This window comes from Nitrospiria bacterium, from assembly GCA_036397255.1.
GTDB lineage: Bacteria > Nitrospirota > Nitrospiria > DASWJH01 > DASWJH01 > DASWJH01.
The window spans coordinates 17,661-36,253 of sequence record DASWJH010000004.1 but is presented as its reverse complement, the minus strand read 5'-3'; the positions used below and the strand labels follow the sequence as shown (position 1 = coordinate 36,253).

Annotated in this window: 16 protein-coding genes; 3 read left to right on the top strand and 13 right to left on the bottom strand. The window is 46.5% G+C overall.

Annotated elements, in window-relative coordinates:
- Positions 1-50: 50 nt before the first annotated feature.
- A complete protein-coding gene (locus VGB26_00470; protein HEX9756254.1) occupies positions 51-890 on the top strand; it encodes an MBL fold metallo-hydrolase in 840 nt (279 codons plus the stop codon).
- Here the strand turns inward: VGB26_00470 and VGB26_00465 are convergent.
- A complete protein-coding gene (locus VGB26_00465) occupies positions 887-2,464 on the bottom strand; it encodes an MFS transporter (protein HEX9756253.1) in 1,578 nt (525 codons plus the stop codon). The genes VGB26_00470 and VGB26_00465 overlap by 4 nt on opposite strands.
- Positions 2,465-2,811: 347 nt before the next feature.
- Between VGB26_00465 and VGB26_00460 the strand changes: the two genes are divergently transcribed.
- Together VGB26_00460 and VGB26_00455 are read left to right on the top strand one after the other, a co-directional pair.
- Positions 2,812-3,558 carry a methyltransferase domain-containing protein gene (locus VGB26_00460; GenBank protein HEX9756252.1) on the top strand — a complete coding sequence of 249 codons (747 nt, stop codon included), beginning with the start codon at positions 2,812-2,814 and terminating at the stop codon, positions 3,556-3,558.
- Between the two features lie 90 nt (positions 3,559-3,648).
- Positions 3,649-3,969: a PilZ domain-containing protein gene (locus tag VGB26_00455; GenBank protein HEX9756251.1), complete on the top strand. Its 321-nt coding sequence runs from the start codon at positions 3,649-3,651 to the stop codon at positions 3,967-3,969.
- A 16-nt stretch (positions 3,970-3,985) separates the two neighbouring features.
- On the opposite strand, the gene VGB26_00450 is transcribed toward VGB26_00455, so the two are convergent.
- The 12 genes from VGB26_00450 to mnmG form a co-directional block, all read right to left on the bottom strand.
- The gene (locus VGB26_00450; protein ID HEX9756250.1) at positions 3,986-4,399 is read right to left on the bottom strand and encodes a F0F1 ATP synthase subunit epsilon; all 414 of its coding nucleotides are present in this window, start codon (positions 4,397-4,399) and stop codon (positions 3,986-3,988) included.
- A gap of 15 nt (positions 4,400-4,414) precedes the next feature.
- Positions 4,415-5,824, bottom strand: a complete 1,410-nt coding sequence (gene atpD, locus VGB26_00445) for a F0F1 ATP synthase subunit beta (protein ID HEX9756249.1) — start codon at positions 5,822-5,824, stop codon at positions 4,415-4,417.
- Positions 5,825-5,864: 40 nt separating this feature from the next.
- Entirely contained in the window at positions 5,865-6,725 is an 861-nt protein-coding gene (gene atpG / locus VGB26_00440) for an ATP synthase F1 subunit gamma (GenBank protein ID HEX9756248.1), read from the bottom strand.
- Positions 6,726-6,731: 6 nt separating this feature from the next.
- Entirely contained in the window at positions 6,732-8,249 is a 1,518-nt protein-coding gene (atpA, locus tag VGB26_00435; GenBank protein ID HEX9756247.1) for a F0F1 ATP synthase subunit alpha, read from the bottom strand.
- A gap of 1 nt (position 8,250) precedes the next feature.
- Complete coding sequence (atpH, locus tag VGB26_00430) at positions 8,251-8,796, bottom strand: ATP synthase F1 subunit delta (GenBank protein HEX9756246.1); 546 nt, start codon at positions 8,794-8,796, stop codon at positions 8,251-8,253.
- Between the two features lie 340 nt (positions 8,797-9,136).
- Positions 9,137-12,403 (bottom strand): Ig-like domain-containing protein, encoded by a 3,267-nt coding sequence (locus tag VGB26_00425; GenBank protein ID HEX9756245.1) that lies wholly within the window; start codon positions 12,401-12,403, stop codon positions 9,137-9,139.
- 273 nt (positions 12,404-12,676) lie between these two features.
- The gene (mnmA, locus tag VGB26_00420; GenBank protein HEX9756244.1) at positions 12,677-13,789 is read right to left on the bottom strand and encodes a tRNA 2-thiouridine(34) synthase MnmA; all 1,113 of its coding nucleotides are present in this window, start codon (positions 13,787-13,789) and stop codon (positions 12,677-12,679) included.
- 1 nt (position 13,790) lies between these two features.
- Entirely contained in the window at positions 13,791-14,213 is a 423-nt protein-coding gene (locus VGB26_00415; GenBank protein HEX9756243.1) for a polymer-forming cytoskeletal protein, read from the bottom strand.
- A gap of 119 nt (positions 14,214-14,332) precedes the next feature.
- Positions 14,333-15,190 carry a ParB/RepB/Spo0J family partition protein gene (locus VGB26_00410; protein HEX9756242.1) on the bottom strand — a complete coding sequence of 286 codons (858 nt, stop codon included), beginning with the start codon at positions 15,188-15,190 and terminating at the stop codon, positions 14,333-14,335.
- On the bottom strand, positions 15,168-15,944 hold the full coding sequence (locus VGB26_00405; GenBank protein HEX9756241.1) for an AAA family ATPase: 777 nt from the start codon (positions 15,942-15,944) through the stop codon (positions 15,168-15,170). The genes VGB26_00410 and VGB26_00405 overlap by 23 nt, the downstream gene beginning before the upstream one ends.
- 88 nt (positions 15,945-16,032) lie before the next feature.
- Positions 16,033-16,710 (bottom strand): 16S rRNA (guanine(527)-N(7))-methyltransferase RsmG, encoded by a 678-nt coding sequence (rsmG, locus tag VGB26_00400; GenBank protein ID HEX9756240.1) that lies wholly within the window; start codon positions 16,708-16,710, stop codon positions 16,033-16,035.
- Complete coding sequence (mnmG, locus tag VGB26_00395; GenBank protein ID HEX9756239.1) at positions 16,683-18,587, bottom strand: tRNA uridine-5-carboxymethylaminomethyl(34) synthesis enzyme MnmG; 1,905 nt, start codon at positions 18,585-18,587, stop codon at positions 16,683-16,685. Before mnmG ends, rsmG begins: the two co-directional genes overlap by 28 nt.
- Between the last annotated feature and the right edge of the window lie 6 nt (positions 18,588-18,593).

The window sequence follows — 18,593 nt, the reverse complement described above, 5'->3', positions numbered from 1 at the left end:
CAAAGAAATAGAAAATTCCACCGTTTTTTCTGCTAAGAAGAGAACTGGTCATGGCCCCTCATTTGGAAGATAACCTTGAAGATATTTTACAAAAAGCCCGGACCGGAAAAGGTTTTTCCTTACCCGGTCTTTCCTCCCAAACCGGCTTGGATGAAAAAAAACTAAAGAAATTTGAAGATGGAATAGAAACCCCAACATCGGAACAACTGAGGATGTTGGCTCAAACTCTCGGTCTTGAAAAAAACCGGCTGGAAGAAATTGGAAATAAACGTTGGACACCCCTTCCTTTTCCAAAAGAAGCCGAAAAAGAAGTCATTACGCTAAAAGGGTATCTGGGAGATTACGAAGTGAAGGGCTACCTGTTTGTAACATCCCATCGGAACGAGGCCCTTCTCATCGATACTGCTTACAACCCCGATCTGGTTTTAAAAACCCTATGGGAGAACGATTTATCTCTTAAAGCCATTCTTTTAACCCATGCCCATCATGACCATATTCACGGGATTTCTAAAATTCGAACGAAAACCGGAGCCCAGGTCTATCTTCATGCCAGGGAACTTCCCCTCTACAAAGCCCATGAGACAAAACCCCCTGACCAAATGGCCGAGGAAGGGATCACCATTGGGTGTGGCCAAAAAACCCTCAAGGTATTAGAAACACCCGGACATACCCCCGGCGGAGTATCCTACTATTCCGGAAAATACTGTTTTGTGGGAGACGCACTGTTTGCGGGATCCACCGGGCGATCTTTTTCCCCCGATGGTTTTCAAACTCTTTTAAGTTCACTCAAAGAAAAGGTATTAACATTGCCAGAAGAAACCATCCTTTGCCCAGGGCACGGTCCTACCACCACCGTTGGGGAAGAAAGGCGTCATAACCCTTTTTTTTAATTTGACGTTCGTTGTGTCGGGACAAGGGTGCCTCTTTTTAAATGAAAACCCTCTAACCATAATAAAAAAAATCCCATTAATCCATAAGCCCCGCTTAAAGACACCGTTGTGGACAATACCTGTTCCCACGGAAAAAACATTCGGCCATCCGGAAAGGGTGAGTGAATAACCCCAAATAGGGTGAGGAGAGATGCCACCCAAAAAAAGAATGCCGCCTTTTTGAGTCGGTGGTCGATAATGAAAGAGAGTGCCCCTCCCCATATAAGTGAAGAAATGATAAATCCGTTGGAAAGAATCAGGAGGGTTTCATAGGTAATCATCACCTCTCCCTTTAGATCATTAATGGTTTTTCCAAAATGCCCTAAAAGGCTGTTCATTTCAATTATTACCAAGCTGGCAATAATAGGAAGAAACGAAATGACGACCGCTTTGTAGTGTGCTCGAGGAGTCGCATAAAAAGCTTGCGACGCAATTTCCAGCCCGATAAAAACCAATATGGGCGCTACCGCCGCTTCTGGCAAAAGATCCACCATTAAGCCCAAATAACCTAAAACGCCACCCAATCCGATAAACAATGCCGTAAAAAAAGTATATCCCACACCCCCTCCCATTTCTTTATAGGCGGGGTGGCCGATATAGGGGGTGGTTTGAACTACCCCTCCACATAGACCCCCCATTAAAGTAGAAAATCCATCGGTGAGCAAAATAGCCCGGGTATCATACTCGTCCCCCGAGGCCGAGGCACTTTCTGTCACATCAATACCGCCCACCAACACCACCAAGGCAAAAGGAATAGCCAAGGGAAGGTAAGAAAAAAGATAAGGAAACCCTTCCAAAAAACCAAGGGTGGGAAAGGGAAAAACGGGTTGTAAGGCCGAAAGATGGTGAAGAATGGGGAGGGGTGTCTGCCAAAACCCAAACAAGAAAAGAAAATAATAAACCCCAACTCCCATCAAAACCCCAGCGAAAGCAGCGGGTAAACGAAATGGGAACGCAATTTTTCCGGTGATACAGGTGAGAATAACAATTAGGGAAATTAAACCAACCAAAGGGGAATGGAAAATTTTCAAGGAGGGTAAAAAGGCAATTAACAATAAGGCCACCCCCGCAATGGGTCCCAAAAGCCCAGCCCGGGGAACGGAACGCCGAATAGAAGACCCTAAAAAAGAACCTGAGATTTTCACCAACCCAACCACCACGATAACGCCCATGGAAATTTTCCAAGCCAGCCATCCGTCCTGGGTAGCCAAATAGGCCGGACCCACCACCCCAAAGGTAAAGGCAAACAATGAGGGGGTATCAATCCCCAAGGGCATGGCCGTGATATCGGTCCGGCCTGTTTTTTGGGCAAGTCGAACGGCCATAAGGCTATAAATCAAATCCCCGATGAGAACCCCCACCGCTGATCCAGGAATCATATAATAAAAAACAATGTCCCGAGGAAAACCAAACACACCCACCAGGATCGAGGCCATGATGACCAACTGGGTCATATTATCAACAATCAGACCGAAAAAGGCGTTCAGATCTCCTTTTCGGACTAATTTTTTAAAAATTAAAAACGTTTCCTTCAACTTGGCCTTTCCTTTTTTAAAATCACCATCCTCTTGAAAAAAGCTCCCTGATCGTTAAACGGCAAAAAGTATACACACTTACTTCTTGGTTGACAATCACAGGCCTTGAAGTGCCGGGGATGGTTTGGCCCTTGGTTTAAAATTTTTCTTAAGGCTCTGGTTCCTTTTGGAAACCCGGGTCTCACCCCTTGATTTATTTAGTGAATGTGGTAAAATGCAACGATTTTCCCTACCCAAAAAATTCTTGGGGTAAGGTTCTTGAAAATCTTCTATAAGAAAATGTTCGGGGAAATAGATCCCGTACCACCAAAGGAAATGATAACTGGGTTTTTCCTAGGGAGGAAAGGATGGATACCAAAGGGGTTGAGAGGGTCTATTCCTTTTATTCTGGGTTCTACGATCTAATATTCGGAAAAATTTTTCATAAAAGCCGCGGAAAAGCCATTGATTTATTAGAGATCGATCCTGGACAGAACATTTTAGAAGTAGGGGTGGGAACCGGACTCTCTCTGCCTTTATACCCACGTCATTGCAGCATTACTGGAATTGATCTATCCCGATCCATGTTGAATAAAGGATGGCAGCGGGTTCAAAAGCAAAACCTCTCTCATGTCACCCTCCAAAAAATGGACGCCACCCGAATGGATTTTCCCGATAACACCTTTGATTCTGTTTTTGCAGCCTATGTCATCTCCACTGTTCCCGAACCTAAGATCGTTGTTGAAGAAATGGTTAGGGTTTGCAAAAACGGTGGAAAAATTGTTTTTTTGAACCACTTTAAAAATGGGAAAAAATGGATTTCCGTTTTTGAGAAAAGCGTTTCCCCGCTTTGCAAAAGAATCGGATTTCGAACCGACCTAGATTTAGGAACTATTCTGAAAGACACGCCCCTCGTGGTTAATCGAAAAAACAAAATTCACCGTTTCCATTTTTGGAGGGCGGTTCAATGTATCAACCAAAAAGAAAATGGAAAACAAATCGAGAAAAAAGAGGGCTCATCCAAAAAATTACGGACTCATTCCCAAAACAGTTCCACCTCCAATACCTTAGACATTTCGCAAGAATATTCACCGAACCCCATTTGTCCGCGTTAAGTCACCCCAACACGATTCCTAAAAAATTTGACTTTCCTCAAAAACCATGGTAAAAAACTTTAACCATTATCCCTCATGGAGATACCTTCAATGGACCAGAAAGACCGTCGAAACTCCCCTAGGGTTCCCATCATTATTGAAATTCAATTTTCCAGCAATAGTCCTCCCATTACCGCTCGCATAACCGACGTGAGCGAAAGAGGCGTTTTTATCGATACGGTCAATCCTCTTCAATCGGGAGATCAGGTCAAATTTAATTTTCGTTTATCCAATTCGCCTTCCGAAAAACCCATTGACGGCGAAGGAACCGTGGTCTGGAATCAACAGACGGTGGGAATGGGAATTGAGTTTTCCCAGCTTTCCGAAGAAAATAAAAAACGTTTAAATGATTTTATTAAGAATCAGGGGTAGGGGAAAAAGGTTGGACCTATTTTTGAGATTTAGAGGCCACGGCCTGACGAACCAAGGATCGGTCTAAACTTTTCTGAGCCTCCTCTCTTTCAGATTCTGTAACCGCAGAGGCCCGTTTTTTTTCGGATTCCTGCTGAGCCTTTCTCGCCCGTTCAATATCCAGTTCTTCGGTTTTTTCGGCAAGCTCGGCCAAAACCACCATTTTGGTTGGAGTCACTTCTGCAAACCCTCCCATCACCGTCATATATTGCTCCGTTCCGTTTTTCCGGAAAACGAGGGGCCCAATTTTTAGAGTCGTAATAAAGGGACAATGCCCCACCAAAACACCAAAATCGCCTTCAGCCCCGGGAGCAAGGACAAACTCCACCTCTTCTTGGACCAAAACCCTGCTGGGGGAAACCACTTCAAACTGAAACGTTTTTTCAGCCATACAGCCTCTTTTACCTTAACTTTTTAAACGTTCCGCTTTCTCAATAACCTCTTCAATGGTCCCAACCATATAAAAGGCCTGCTCCGGAAGATCATCATATTTCCCTTCTACAATCTCTTTGAAGCCTCGAATGGAATCCTTGAGTTTCACATACCGCCCAGGGGTTCCCGTAAAAGCCTCCGCAACAAAGAAAGGCTGGGACAGAAACCGTTGGATCTTTCGTGCACGGGCCACCACCAGTTTATCCTCTTCGGAGAGTTCATCCATCCCCAGAATAGCGATAATATCCTGTAAATCTTTATACCGCTGAAGAATTCCCTGAACGTCTCTGGCAACTTTATAATGTTCATCCCCTACAATTTTCGGATCCAAAATTCGGGAAGTGGAGTCCAAGGGATCCACGGCGGGGTATATCCCCAGCTCCGCCAATTGACGGGACAACACGGTGGTTGCATCCAAATGAGCAAAGGCGGTTGCAGGAGCGGGATCCGTCAAATCATCGGCGGGAACATAGATGGCTTGAACGGATGTAATGGACCCTTTTTTTGTAGTTGTAATACGTTCCTGCAAGGTCCCCATTTCGGTGGAAAGGGTCGGTTGATAACCCACCGCCGACGGCATTCGCCCTAAAAGTGCGGAAACTTCTGATCCCGCCTGGGTAAATCGAAAAATATTATCGATAAAAAGCAGCACATCCTGATTTTCTTCATCCCGGAAATATTCCGCAACAGTAAGGCCGGACAACCCCACCCGGAGTCTTGCTCCCGGGGGCTCATTCATCTGTCCATAAACCAGTGCCGCTTTGCTGATCACACCTGACTCTTTCATCTCCATCCAAAGGTCGTTTCCCTCACGGGTCCTCTCCCCCACACCCGCAAAGACCGAGTAACCACCATGCTCGGTGGCACAGTTGTGAATCAGCTCCATAATAATAACAGTTTTTCCCACTCCTGCCCCGCCAAAAAGACCGGTTTTTCCACCCCTGGAGTAAGGCTCTAAAAGATCAACCACCTTGATTCCCGTTTCAAATATTTCCGTAGAGGTCTGTTGATCTTCATAGGAAGGGGCGGGCCGGTGAATGGGATAGGTTTTTTTAGCCCCCACGGGACCCATTTGATCAATGGGCTCCCCCAGAACATTCACAATTCTTCCTAAAACCTCGGGACCCACAGGAACACTGATCGGCGCCCCGGTGTCCAACACTTCCATTCCCCTCACCAACCCATCGGTTGAGGACATGGCGATCCCGCGCACACGGTTTTCCCCCAAATGCTGGGCCACTTCTAAAACCAGTTGCGCCGGGGCTTTTTTGCCGTCTCCCTTAAGTTTGATTTGAAGGGCATTAAAAATGTTGGGGAGTTTTTTAATTGGAAACTCCACATCCACCACTGGGCCAATGACCTGAACAATATGTCCCTTATTCATTTTATCCTCTCTTAACCGTTCATTTTGTTTTGATCAAAAACTATTTTAACGCCTCAGCGCCTCCCACGATATCCATTAATTCCTTGGTAATGGTGGCCTGCCTGGCTTTATTGAAATACAGGGTTAATTTAGAAATCATCTCCCTGGCATTACGGGTTGCTGAATCCATGGCCACCATACGCGCCCCTTGCTCACTAGCCGATGATTCCAAAAGGGCCTGAAACACCTGCCCCTCAATGTATCGGGGAAGGAGCATTTTTAAAATATCTTCTTCAGAGGGCTCAAACAAAGTTCCTCCACCCAGGGAAACCTCTCCTGAAGGGGGATCAATGGGAAGCAGTTGTTTCACGATTACTTTTTGGGAAATGGCCGATTTGAATTCGTTATAGATGAGATGGACTTCCTGAAATTTTTCTTCCCCGTAGGCCTGGGTTAAATCGGTTCCAAGCTCAACCGCATGCTCATATCCCAACCGGTCAAAAATTCCTACCGTCGCTTTTCGGATGGGAATCTCCCTTCTTCGGAAAAAATCCCGTCCTTTTCTACCCACGATGTTTAATGAAACCTCATTCCCTTCCGCTCTTTTCTGTCGTACTACCTCTGCCGCTTTTCGAACTAAATTCCCATTGAAACCACCGCATAACCCACGGTCCGCCGTGACCAATAAAACTTCTAACCGACTCCCTTCCTGGCGATTCAACATGGGGTGAAGATTCCGGTTCACCCTCCCCACCAAACCCTGCAACAGTAATGCCATCCGCTGAGCATAAGGCCGGGCCTCAACCACACGGTCCTGTGCCCGCCTTAATTTGGCGGCAGCCACCATCTTCATTGCCTTGGTAATCTGTTGTGTATTTTTAACGCTGGATATTCTGCGGCGAATTTGCTGTAAACTCGGCATGATTAATTAAACCCGGCTGGCCATGTATTCTTTTTTAAAATTTTCTAGAATCTGTTTGACCTTTGCGGTCAATTCATCATCCATTGCTTTTTTCTTGACCAACTCCGCCCGAAGATCTCCGTGATCATCCGTGATATGCTGAACCAAACGCTTCTCAAATGGCCGGACTTCCTCTACCGGAATATCATCCAAATACCCTTGGGTTCCGGCAAAGATCACCAGAATCTGTAACTCCACCGGCACCGGCTCATACTGATCCTGCTTAAGTAGTTCAACCATGCGAACTCCCCGGGCCAATTGGGCTTGAGTAGCTTTATCCAATTCACTTCCAAACTGAGCAAAGGCAGCCATCTCCCGGTATTGGGCCAAATCCAAACGCAGGGTCCCGGCAACCTTTTTCATCCCCTTGATCTGGGCACTTCCTCCTACACGAGAAACGGAAAGACCCACATTAATGGCTGGCCGGATTCCGGAATAGAACAGATCGCTTCCCAAATAAATTTGTCCATCGGTAATTGAGATCACATTGGTGGGAATATAGGCAGACACGTCTCCCGCTTGGGTTTCAATGATTGGAAGCGCGGTGAGGGACCCTCCCCCTTCTTTTTCACTGAGTTTCGCGGCCCGCTCCAATAAACGAGAATGGGCATAAAACACATCACCGGGAAAAGCTTCCCGACCCGGGGGACGCCTTAAGAGGAGAGAAAGCTGTCGGTAGGCCACAGCGTGTTTGGATAAATCATCATAAATGATTAAGGCATGCTTTCCGTTATCCCGAAAAAATTCTCCCATGGCACACCCCGCATAAGGGGCAATAAATTGAAGAGGGGCTGGCTCACTGGCAGTTGCTGCCACCACAATGGAATATTCCATTGCGCCATGATCCTCAAGTGTCTTCACCACACGGGCAACGGTGGATCGTTTTTGTCCCACGGCCACATAAATGCAAACCACATCCTGGCCTTTTTGATTAATCATGGTATCCACCGCAACAGCGGTTTTTCCGGTCTGGCGATCACCAATGATCAACTCTCTCTGGCCTCTACCAACCGGAATCATAGCATCGATGGCTTTAATCCCCGTTTGAAGAGGTTCTTTCACCGACTGACGAACCACAATTCCGGGTGCGATCACCTCCAAACGTCGTGTCTGATCGGTTTTGATGGGACCTCGCCCATCCACAGGTTGACCCAGGGCATCCACCACGCGGCCAACAAGGGCCTCTCCAACGGGTACCTCTGCGATTCTTCCGGTTCGCTTAACCAGGTCTCCCTCCTTAATTCCAACATCCGGCCCAAGTAACACCGCACCCACATTATCCTCTTCGAGGTTCAGCACCATCCCGAAAACACCTCCAGGAAACGCCAACAGCTCCCCGGCCATGGCACCTTCCAAACCATATACTTTTCCAATCCCGTCACCCACTTGAAGAACGGTTCCAACCTCCTGAACATCGCTCCTTTTTTCAAAATCCTGGATCTGCTGTTTAATCAGCTCCGTAATCTCACCTGCCCTAATCTGCATCTTAAGCCCCTTTCACCAAACGATCCGTTAAAGCCTCAAGCCTTCCCCGAACGCTTCCATCAAATACACGGCTGCCTATTTGTACCAACATGCCTCCAATGAGGCTCGAATCAACATCCACAGAAACTTCAACCTCTTGACCGGTAATTTCCCTCATCCGCTGACGGATCCGGTTTGTCTGCTCTTCATTGAAAGGCGTTGCCGTTAAAATTTTGACACGTTTGCGGCCTTGGGCTTGGTCAATCAACTGACCTAAAGCCTGAACCACTTCTTTTATGTAACGAATACGGTTTTTTTCAATCAATAACCGCGCAAACCTTTTGGTCTCGTCCCGCCACCCATTCTGCTCAGAAATTTGATTTATAAAGGCAATTTTCTCTTCCGGGATAAAACTGGGGCTGAGCAAAAAAACCCGAACCGCGTGAGATTCCTCAAACAACGAAGCCAGGGTTTCGAGGTCATCAAAAGTCTTTACGGATTTTTCAATTGAGGGCTGGCTTTCAAAAAAGGCTTTGGAATAACGCCTTGCTAAAACGTCCTTAAACACAATAGGACCCTACTTGATCCGAACCAAATGATATTTTAAATAAAAAAACCGATTTGAGAATCTCAAATCGATTCCTAAAATCCAGGAAAAATTCCCTAAATCCTAATCTTTTAAAAAACTTACGTACGCTATCATATGGTCGACTTTAATGTCAAGGAAATTTCCAGATACAACTGGCGGGAAAATTTCAGAAAAACCGTTTAGAAGATCTTAATTATTGTAAAGGCTCTTTGCCATCTCAGGATCGCAAACCGATTTCCTCCTATTTCCGCGGAAGGGTGCACAACCCCAACCCCGATTTTCACAGGGGTCCCTATTTCAGAATCAACCCTATAGAATTCTAAGGAACAATTACCAAATCCCCTATATCGGTGGTTCCTCCGGCCACCGGGAAGAAGGGACTGGACACACCCTTAATTCGATTTCCACTTATGGTGGCGGACGCTTTCACCACCAAATCACCCAATACAGTTGGAACAGTTGGAATTAAAAAGATCCCATCTATTTCGGTCACCACCGAGGTTCCGACCGCCATTGTCACGGTGGCCCCGGATACTGGAGTACCGTTGGAATCCACAACTCTTCCCACGACGGTTGTTTTAAGGTCCGGCATAACGTTGTTGTTGAGGCCATCTGCCAATCCGATGTTACCTCCATGATCCACAACTCGGGCTCCGATTGTAAGGCTTGAGACGCCCACCGGTATTGTGAAATCAAACTGGTAGGGATTGGTGGTATCGGAGGTTACTACTATCCCGTTCACTAAAAATTCCACTTTTTTCACCAGAATATCATCCACCGCAATGGCTGAAAGTTGAATGGTTTCTCCCTCCACAAGGGTATCTCCATCACTGGGCGAAGTAAGGATGACCATGGGAGAAATACCTCCGTTATCTGTAATATCCAGGTACTGGCCAATATATAAACGAGATTCTGCCCCGGGGTTTTGCGTGGCTACATAAACGTATCGACTATCCACGGCAATACCAAAGCCCATGTCCGCACGGAAAGAAGAGAAATCGATTCCCTGAAGACCTGCTGGATGGGAAGGATCGGAGACATCGATCATAGGAACAAAATTGGTGAAAAACGCATCTGCCCCAAAAACCACATAGCCCGACTGGGCCACGTCAAATAAAGTGCCTCCCACTCCTTGATGGGTAAAACCGACGATGGCCGGATGATAGGGATCGGAAAAATCAACGATTTGAAGACTTCCCGTATGGTCGGCAATGAAAGCAGTGTCCCCATCCACCACCACATCTTGTGCATTCCTGGGAGTATCCACCGTTCCCACAATTTGAGGGTTCATGGGGGATTGAATATCGATAATTTGGACCCCCGCTGTCCCATCTGCCACCACGGCAAAAGTTCTGGAAATATCTACGCCTCTTCCCGTTCCTGGGGTGGGAACCGATCCCAACAGAAAAGGATGAGCGGGTTCGGTCACATCAAAAACCTGTAAGCCCCCTGCACCATCCACCACCATTGCACGAGAACCGGAAACCATCACATCAAATGCTCCGCCTACGGTTGGCGCTGAACCCAGGGATACGGGGTTTGAAGGATTGGAAATATCCACAACCCAAAGTCCGAGACCCACATTGGCAATAAAAGCAAGATTGCCTACGACCTTGACATCAATTGAAGTCCCAGTGGACTTCAAAGAACCAACAATAAAGGGAGAACGACGGTTCGACACATTAACCACCTGAAGCCCTTCTGCACCGGCGGCCACAAATGCAAAATCCTCTTTTACGTCCACATTATACGCCTTACCCGGAAGTGCCACATAGGAGAGGGGGACTGGTGCAAAAGTACTGATGGGTTTATAGAACGTCACCGTACGGGTCAGGGCTGTGCTGTTATCCGCAACGTCGGTGGCAAGAGCCGTAACCGGGTTTTCCCCCTCCAAAAGGGTGATATTAGTTTGAAAAGAATTCCCTACCATTGTTACACTGTATCCACTAATGGAAACCCCAGAAACGATATTAGCATCAACCGCCGTTCCTGAAACCGTGAGGATCTCCTGGTTGGTGGCAAGATTCGAATTGGGCGAATTCAAGGTGAGCACCGGGGGGGTTTTATCGATATTGACCGAAACCGTCGTGGTGGCAGGATTACCCGCTAAATCAACGGCGGTTCCTGAAACGGTTTGATTCATCCCTTCGGTGGCAATAGGAGCTGGGGGTGTCACCGTGCTCAAACCCGATAAAGCATCAGAGGCATCAAAAACCACCTTCACATCGGTATTGTTCCATCCTGCAGGATTTGGGGGGGGGGAGACCGTGGCATTGATAGAAGGCGGTGTTTTGTCCAGGTTTATGTTCGCCTGAGCCGTTTCAGTATTGCCTGCCATATCGGTTGCCGTTCCATTAATCAATTGGTTTGCCCCTTCCGTGGTAAGCGTCACCGGAGGGGAATGGGATTCCACCCCGGATAAACCGTCGACGGCAATAAAATTAACGATTGTATCGATGTTATTCCATCCCGATGAATTAGGAACAGGGGAGATGTTCTTTGTAAGGGTGGGCGGGGTTTTATCGATATTGACACGGATGGAATCATGGGAAACATTCCCAGCGAGGTCTGCTGCTGTTCCCTCCACCCACTGATCCGCTCCCTCGGTTCCAACCGTTTTCATTGGCGTAACCGTATCCATCCCGGACAAATTATCTATCCCCGAGAATGAAACATCCACATCGGTATTATTCCAGCCATTGGAATTGGGTAAAGGTAAAGCCGAAGCGGATATAACCGGAGGGGTCCTATCCAAATGAATGGTCACGCTTGTGGAAGCAGTATTCCCCGCTTTATCTTCCGTGGTTCCGCCTACAATTTGCCCTGCGCCTTCTTCATTGACTACAACCGGATCGGGACAGGAGGCCACGCCGGAGAGAGTATCCTCACAATGAAAGGTCACCGTTACATGCTGATTGTGCCAGCCTGAGGAATTGGGTAAAGGATCAATCGTTGCTGTAATCACAGGTGGATCATTGTCCGCTCCGACGATCCGGAGGGTCAATCCTGAACCAGGTTTTCCTTTAAGTTTGATTGAAAGTGTATTGTCTATCCCCGCTGTGATCGGTTTTTCTAAAAAATAAACCCTTCGTTTAAAATCCCGTGGAACAAGGATTTTCTGTCCGTTTAAAATAACATTTGCGGAAGAGACCAGATGATAGGGCCTGTCCTGGAGGAAAAAGAACGGAAATTTTTCCCGTTTGAAATGGAGCGCCTTTTTTTTCCAATGGAGAAGGGAATTGGCATGTTTAAATTCAGGTTGATGCCGATCACCTTTTTTGGAAACCCATGAAAAAAACGGCTTTTTCAAAATGGGGGGGGCATCCGCCACCGGATCGGCAGGATCTTCCTCTATCTCCATTCCTCCGTTATAGACCTCAAGAATATAGGAAATGTTTGGATTGGGAACCGAAAAATGAAAGGAGACGACCTTGGATCGTTTTGATTCACGCACAATGTCTTCGGGACCGAAAACAGTATAAGTACCGGCAAAAACAGAAATCGGAATAAGGGAAAGGAGAAAGAGTGTGAAAAAGGTTATGTTTCTTGTTTGACCAAAAAACCTCCGGGACAAACAGTTATACATGGGAACACCTCCTCATTTATTGGAAAAACGAAATTTGCTTTTTTTTCGATGTTCCGCTCCATGAAGGGCATTTAACTGAACTTAACCGAGGTTTTTTTTTCTGTCAAATAAATTTCCAATAAAAATCAGTGGGATAGGCCATTTTTGAACAACCTATGACAGGGAAGACAAATATTTTAGGAAGGGAGAAAATAAAAACCAGAAGGGTTTAAACCGTTAAAGCGGTTTTGAGGTAAACTTTTGTTTAAGCGATTTTTACCATTCTGCCACCTTTCATCCAGTCAATCTTAATCCTTTCCCGCGCTCAATGATACCGCCGGCAAGGACGCGGTCGCCATCATAAAGGACCACAGACTGGCCCGGGGTTATGGCTTTTTGAGGAGATTTAAAAGTGAGGCGAAAAGAGTTCTCCGATATGGACTGCACCCGAGCGGATTGCTCCGGTGTTCGATACCGGATTTTTGCTTTGACCCAAACATCCGAATCAAACGTGGATATGCCGACATAATTTAAATCCTGGGCAAACAGCTCTTGCTGAAAGAGCGCCTCTTCCGGCCCCACCAATACCTGGTTCTTGACCGGGTCCAAATGAGTCACGTATAAACGCTGTCCTGCTGGAATTCCTAATCCTCTTCGCTGGCCCACGGTGTACATGGAGAGTCCCCGATGGTGACTTAAAACTTTTCCATCCGCAGTCACCATTTCACCGGTCTTCAAGGCCTCCGGATAACGCTCTTCGATAAACCCCCTGTAGCCTTTCTGGGTGACAAAGCAGATCTCCTGACTCTCCCGGATTTCATCGGCAGGCAACCCTAAGTTTTCCGCTTCTTTCCAAACCGCTTCCTTTTTTAAATCTCCCAAGGGAAACCAAACCCGGGAAAGCTGTCTCTGTGAAAGGCGATAGAGAAAATAGCTCTGATCTTTCGTCTCATCCACCCCCTTCAACAACTGATAGCGGTTTGAATTTGAATCATACTCAACCCGTGCGTAATGCCCCGTGGCCAAATAGTCCGCCCCAAATTTTTCGGCAACCTTAATGAGGTGGCCAAACTTTACCCGCTCATTGCACCGGACACACGGGTTAGGCGTTCGCCCCGAAAGATATTCGGCGCCGAAATCCTGGATGACGTCCCGTTCAAAAGCTTCCTCCGCATTAAACAGATGGTGCGGGATTCCCAAGCGCTCGCACACATAGCGCGCGATTCCGACCTTGCAACAAGAACGGTCCTGCCATCGTCCTTCGGGGCCTTCCTCTCCCTCCCAAAGTTTGAGGGTCACCCCGATGACTTCATGGCCTTGGGCTTGGAGCCGGGCGGCCGCCACGGAACTGTCGACCCCGCCACTCATTCCCAGAATCACCTTATACCGCTGCGGTATATTCCCCATTTTATCCGACTTTCACTTCTTCTTTCACTTTGGAATTGTTTGACGGACTGCCAAAGGAAGGAATCTCTTCCTTTTCTTTTCCCATATCGCAGGTGCCATTAAACCGCACCCCTTCCTCAATCAAAAGAATTGGGGATTTGATGGACCCGGTTAAAACCGCGGGACTTAATAACTGAACCTTCTCCTTGGCCACGAGGTTTCCATTAATCTTTCCGCTGCAGATGATGGTTCCCGCATTAATTTCAGCGTTAAGGACGGCTGTATCCCCCACCACCAAGGTTCCTTTGGTAAGGATTTCCCCTTCTATCTTCCCGTCCACACGAACGGTTCCCTCGTAGGTCATCACGCCCTTAAATTCAGTTCCTTTTCCGAGAAAGGCAATAATATCATCGTTCCGAAAATCTTTATCATCCCTTTTTAACATAATCCCTCCCTTTTTTAAGTGGGTCTTTCGGAAAAATAAAACCCCGACTTTCCCATAGGACAAGTGGGTGCCCCCAGACAGCACGGTCGTCTTAGGCAAACCCCGTTGAATCCTTTTTTTTATTTTCCTAACAGTGTTTCAATCAAACGGTCAAGGTCATCTGCGGAATAGTACTCAAGAATAATCCGTCCCCGATCCTGCTTCCCTTTTACCTTCACCTTTGTTCCAAGGTGACGGATCAATTTTTCTTCAAGCTCCATTACCTCCGGGGCTTTGTTATGGATTACCCCCCCCGAACTCTTCTTCTGATTCGCTTTTAATAATTCCTCGGTCTCCCGAACGGAAAGACCGTTTTGGATAATTTGGTGAACGGTGCGCTCAATTAAACTGGGAATCTTCATGGAGAGAAGAACTTTTGCATGACCGTAGGATAACCGGCCAGAAACCATTTCTGCCTGAACGGTTACAGGGAGGGTAAGAAGGCGCAATGTATTGGTAATGGTGGAACGATCTTTCCCCACACGCCTGGCAATCTCCTCTTGGGTTAAACCGAATTCCTCAACCAATTGCCGAAAAGCCTTTGCAGCCTCAATGGGATTGAGATCCCGTCGTTGAATATTTTCTACAAGGGCCAACTCTAAAAGTTCAGTCCCGGAAGCCTCCCGCACCATGACGGGTACAAACTCAAGGCCTGCCAACTTGGCTGCTCTCCACCTTCTCTCTCCCGCAATTAATTCAAAATGCTCCCCCTCTTTTCGAACCAAAAGGGGCTGAATCACACCTTTTTCTTTGACTGAGTCGGTTAACTCTGAAAGATCCTTTTCATCAAAAGCTTTTCTGGGTTGGTAAGGGTTTGGATGAATTCGATTAACGGAAACTTGAACTGTCCCTTCTGAACCACTTCCCTGACCCGACTCCCGTTCTCGAGGCTCTGAAAAAAGAGCTCCAATTCCTTTACCCAACGGTTTCCTTTGCATAACTGACTAGCTCCTTTGCTAATTCCAGATAAATTTGGGCCCCTCTTGAACCGATATCATATAAGAGCACGGGCCTGCCATGGCTGGGCGCCTCCGCTAAAGTCACATTTCTAGGAATAATAGTTTCAAAAACCCTTTGGTGAACGTTGCCTCGGACTTCCTGGAGGACTTGATGACTCAGGCTGGTCCGCCCATCAAACATAGTGAGCAATATCCCTTCCACCTTCAGGTCCGGATTAAAGGATTGCTGAATCAATTTAATAGTTTTTAAAAGCTGCCCCAGCCCCTCCATTGCATAATACTCACACTGAACAGGGACAATCACTGAATCAGCTGCAGTTAAGGCGTTTAATGTCAAAAGACTGAGCGATGGGGGACAATCAATTATTATAAAATCATAGCCTTCTTTAAAATCTTCCAAGGCCTGCTTCAGTGCGCCCTCCCGCTGGGGAAAATCAACCAATTCAATTTCAGCCCCGACTAAATTGATTGTTGCGGGAGCGACTAAAAGACTTGAAATTTCAGTGTGTTGTAATATTTGTGGAAGAGGGAAACCGTTTAAAAGCACCTCATAAACCCCTTCCTTTAGGCCCTCCCGATTGATTCCCAACCCGCTGGTTGCATTCCCTTGAGGGTCAATATCCACAAGCAGAATATTTCGATTCGCAATGGCTAATGAAGCGGCTAAGTTAATTGCGGTTGTTGTTTTTCCTACCCCACCTTTTTGATTTGAAATAGCAATTACCCGCCCCATAGACCCCCCCCTCACAAACGGACCGGATCATAACACACTACTGAATGCTTGAAAAGTAAAATCTAATGTTCCACGTGGAACATTGAGGTCAATTGGGGGGAGAAATAATCCAGAAGGTTCTTTGTTGAGAAGAACAAGGAATGAGAACCAACTCTTTCCTAATTCCTATTTCCTTATCTTTTTTGGTACCAGTCCCCTCCCCACCATAAAGAATAACCGCTCCTCCCTTTTTTAGCAAATTCTCCGCTTTATTAACCAATTGGGATCCCTTTCCAACCCCCCGGGAAACAATTCGATCGAAAAAACCCCTATACGCCTTATCGGAAAGAATCGCCTCAAATCTTTTATTTATTATTTCAACTTTCTCCAATCCAAGGAGCCCCACAATATGATGGAGAAAGGAAGACTTCTTTTCCGAGCCCTCAAGAAGAAAAAGGGATAGGTGTGGGAAAACTATTTTCAGCGGAATTCCAGGTAACCCTGCACCACTCCCAACATCCAAAACAGCCAGTTGATTCCAAACCGGAAAAATCAAAACAAGGGAAAGTGAATCCAGGAAATGCTTAATAATAATATCCTGATCCTCTGTAATGGCGGTTAGACGGTGGACTTGATTCCACCGCTTCAGGTCATTTAAATAGGTTAGGAACTGCTTCTGTTGGGTTTTGGTAAGATCAAGCCCAAGACCCTTTGCTCCTTTGACAAGGAGAAATTCAAGGTCTTGAATTTCTTTTTCGGTCAGTTGGCGTGGGAAATCCTGTCGCATCCCTCTTCTCGCCTTCTTTGGGCTTCCAATGCAACAACGAGGACGGAAATGGCGGCTGGGGTCACCCCTGAAATTCGAGAAGCTTGGCCAAGGGATAGGGGTCTTACTTTTTTAAGTTTCTCTTTTACTTCACGGGAAAGGCTGGACAAGCGGTCGTAATCAAATCCTTCTGGAACCCTCTTCTCCTCCATTTTCTGAAAACGCTCCACCTGTACCAGCTGCCTTTGGATATACCCCTCATATTTCACTTGAACCTCGACCTGAACAGAAACATCCGTGTCGATCGATGAGATTTTCTCATAAAAGGTAGACACTTTTTTAAAGTCCATTTCTGGCCTTTTGAGCAGTTGAAACAAAGAGGTTTCTCCCGGAATATCAACAAACACAGGTGGTTCAAGAAGGTTTGGTGTTTTTTTATCCCGAATTTTTGTATATTTCAATCGAGTGATTTCGTTCAGAACCGCCTCTTCTTTTTTAACCAAGCGTTGAAATGCAACAGAGGAAATTAAACCTAATTTATACCCTTTTTTCATCAAACGCAGATCTGCATTATCATGTCGAAGAAGCAGCCGGTACTCGGCTCTAGAAGTAAACATGCGATAGGGCTCTTCCGTTCCCAGGGTAACTAAATCATCAATTAAAACACCAATATAAGCATCTGCCCGACCCAGAATAAAAGGGTCCTCTCCTTTAATGGAAAGTCCCGCATTGATTCCTGCCATCAGCCCTTGGGCCGCGGCTTCTTCATATCCGGAAGTACCGTTAATCTGCCCCGCAAGAAAAAGGCCAAAAACCGATTTTGTTTCTAGTGTGGGCTTGAGTTGGGTTGGATGAACAAAATCATATTCTATGGCATATCCCGGACGGATCATCTCCGCATTTTCAAGACCTTTAATACTTTGAACCATTCTGAGTTGAATTTCCGCAGGGAGGCTTGTGGAAATTCCATTGGGATACCATTCAATAGTGGATCGACTTTCCGGTTCCAAAAACACCTGATGCCTTTCTTTTTCTGAAAAACGGACCACCTTGTCCTCAATGGAGGGGCAATAACGAGGGCCAACTCCTTCTATAATCCCACTGTACAGGGGAGAACGGTCTAAATTATCACGGATGATTTGATGGGTCTCCCCGTTGGTGTAGGTTAAAAAACAAGGGACCTGCTCCCGTTCAATCCTATCCGTAAAGTGAGAAAATGGAACAGGAGGATTATCTCCATATTGGGGACACATGACGGAATGGTTAATGGTTCTTCCGTCTAGCCTTGGGGGTGTGCCTGTTTTTAATCTGGACATTTGAAAACCTAAATCATCAAGGCTATCGGAGAGGGAATGTGAGGGAGCTTCTCCAACCCGGCCTCCAGGAGTTTGTTTCATTCCAACATGGATCAAACCCTTCAAAAAGGTCCCCGTAGTAATGATTAACGCCCGGGTGAAAAATCGGGAACCCTTTTCCATTTCAATTCCAACAACCTTTTCCCCTTCTACTAAAATTTTTTTCACCATCCCCGGGTAAAGATCAAGTCTAGGTTCATTCTCTAAAACCCGCCTCATTTCCAACTTATACTCTATTTTATCTGCCTGGGCTCGAAGCGCTTGCACCGCGGGACCTTTTCTTGTATTTAGCATTCGGAACTGAAGCCCTGTCCGATCAATCACCCTGCCCATCTCTCCTCCAAGGGCATCAATTTCCCTTACCAAATGTCCTTTCGCTATTCCTCCAATAGCAGGATTACAAGACATCTGGGCGATATGATCTAAACTTACGGTAACCAAAAGCGTCCTGCAACCCATCCTGGCTGCAGCTAAAGAAGCTTCACACCCTGCATGGCCCCCTCCCACCACTACAACATCAAACCTTGTTTTTTCCACTAACATAAACCT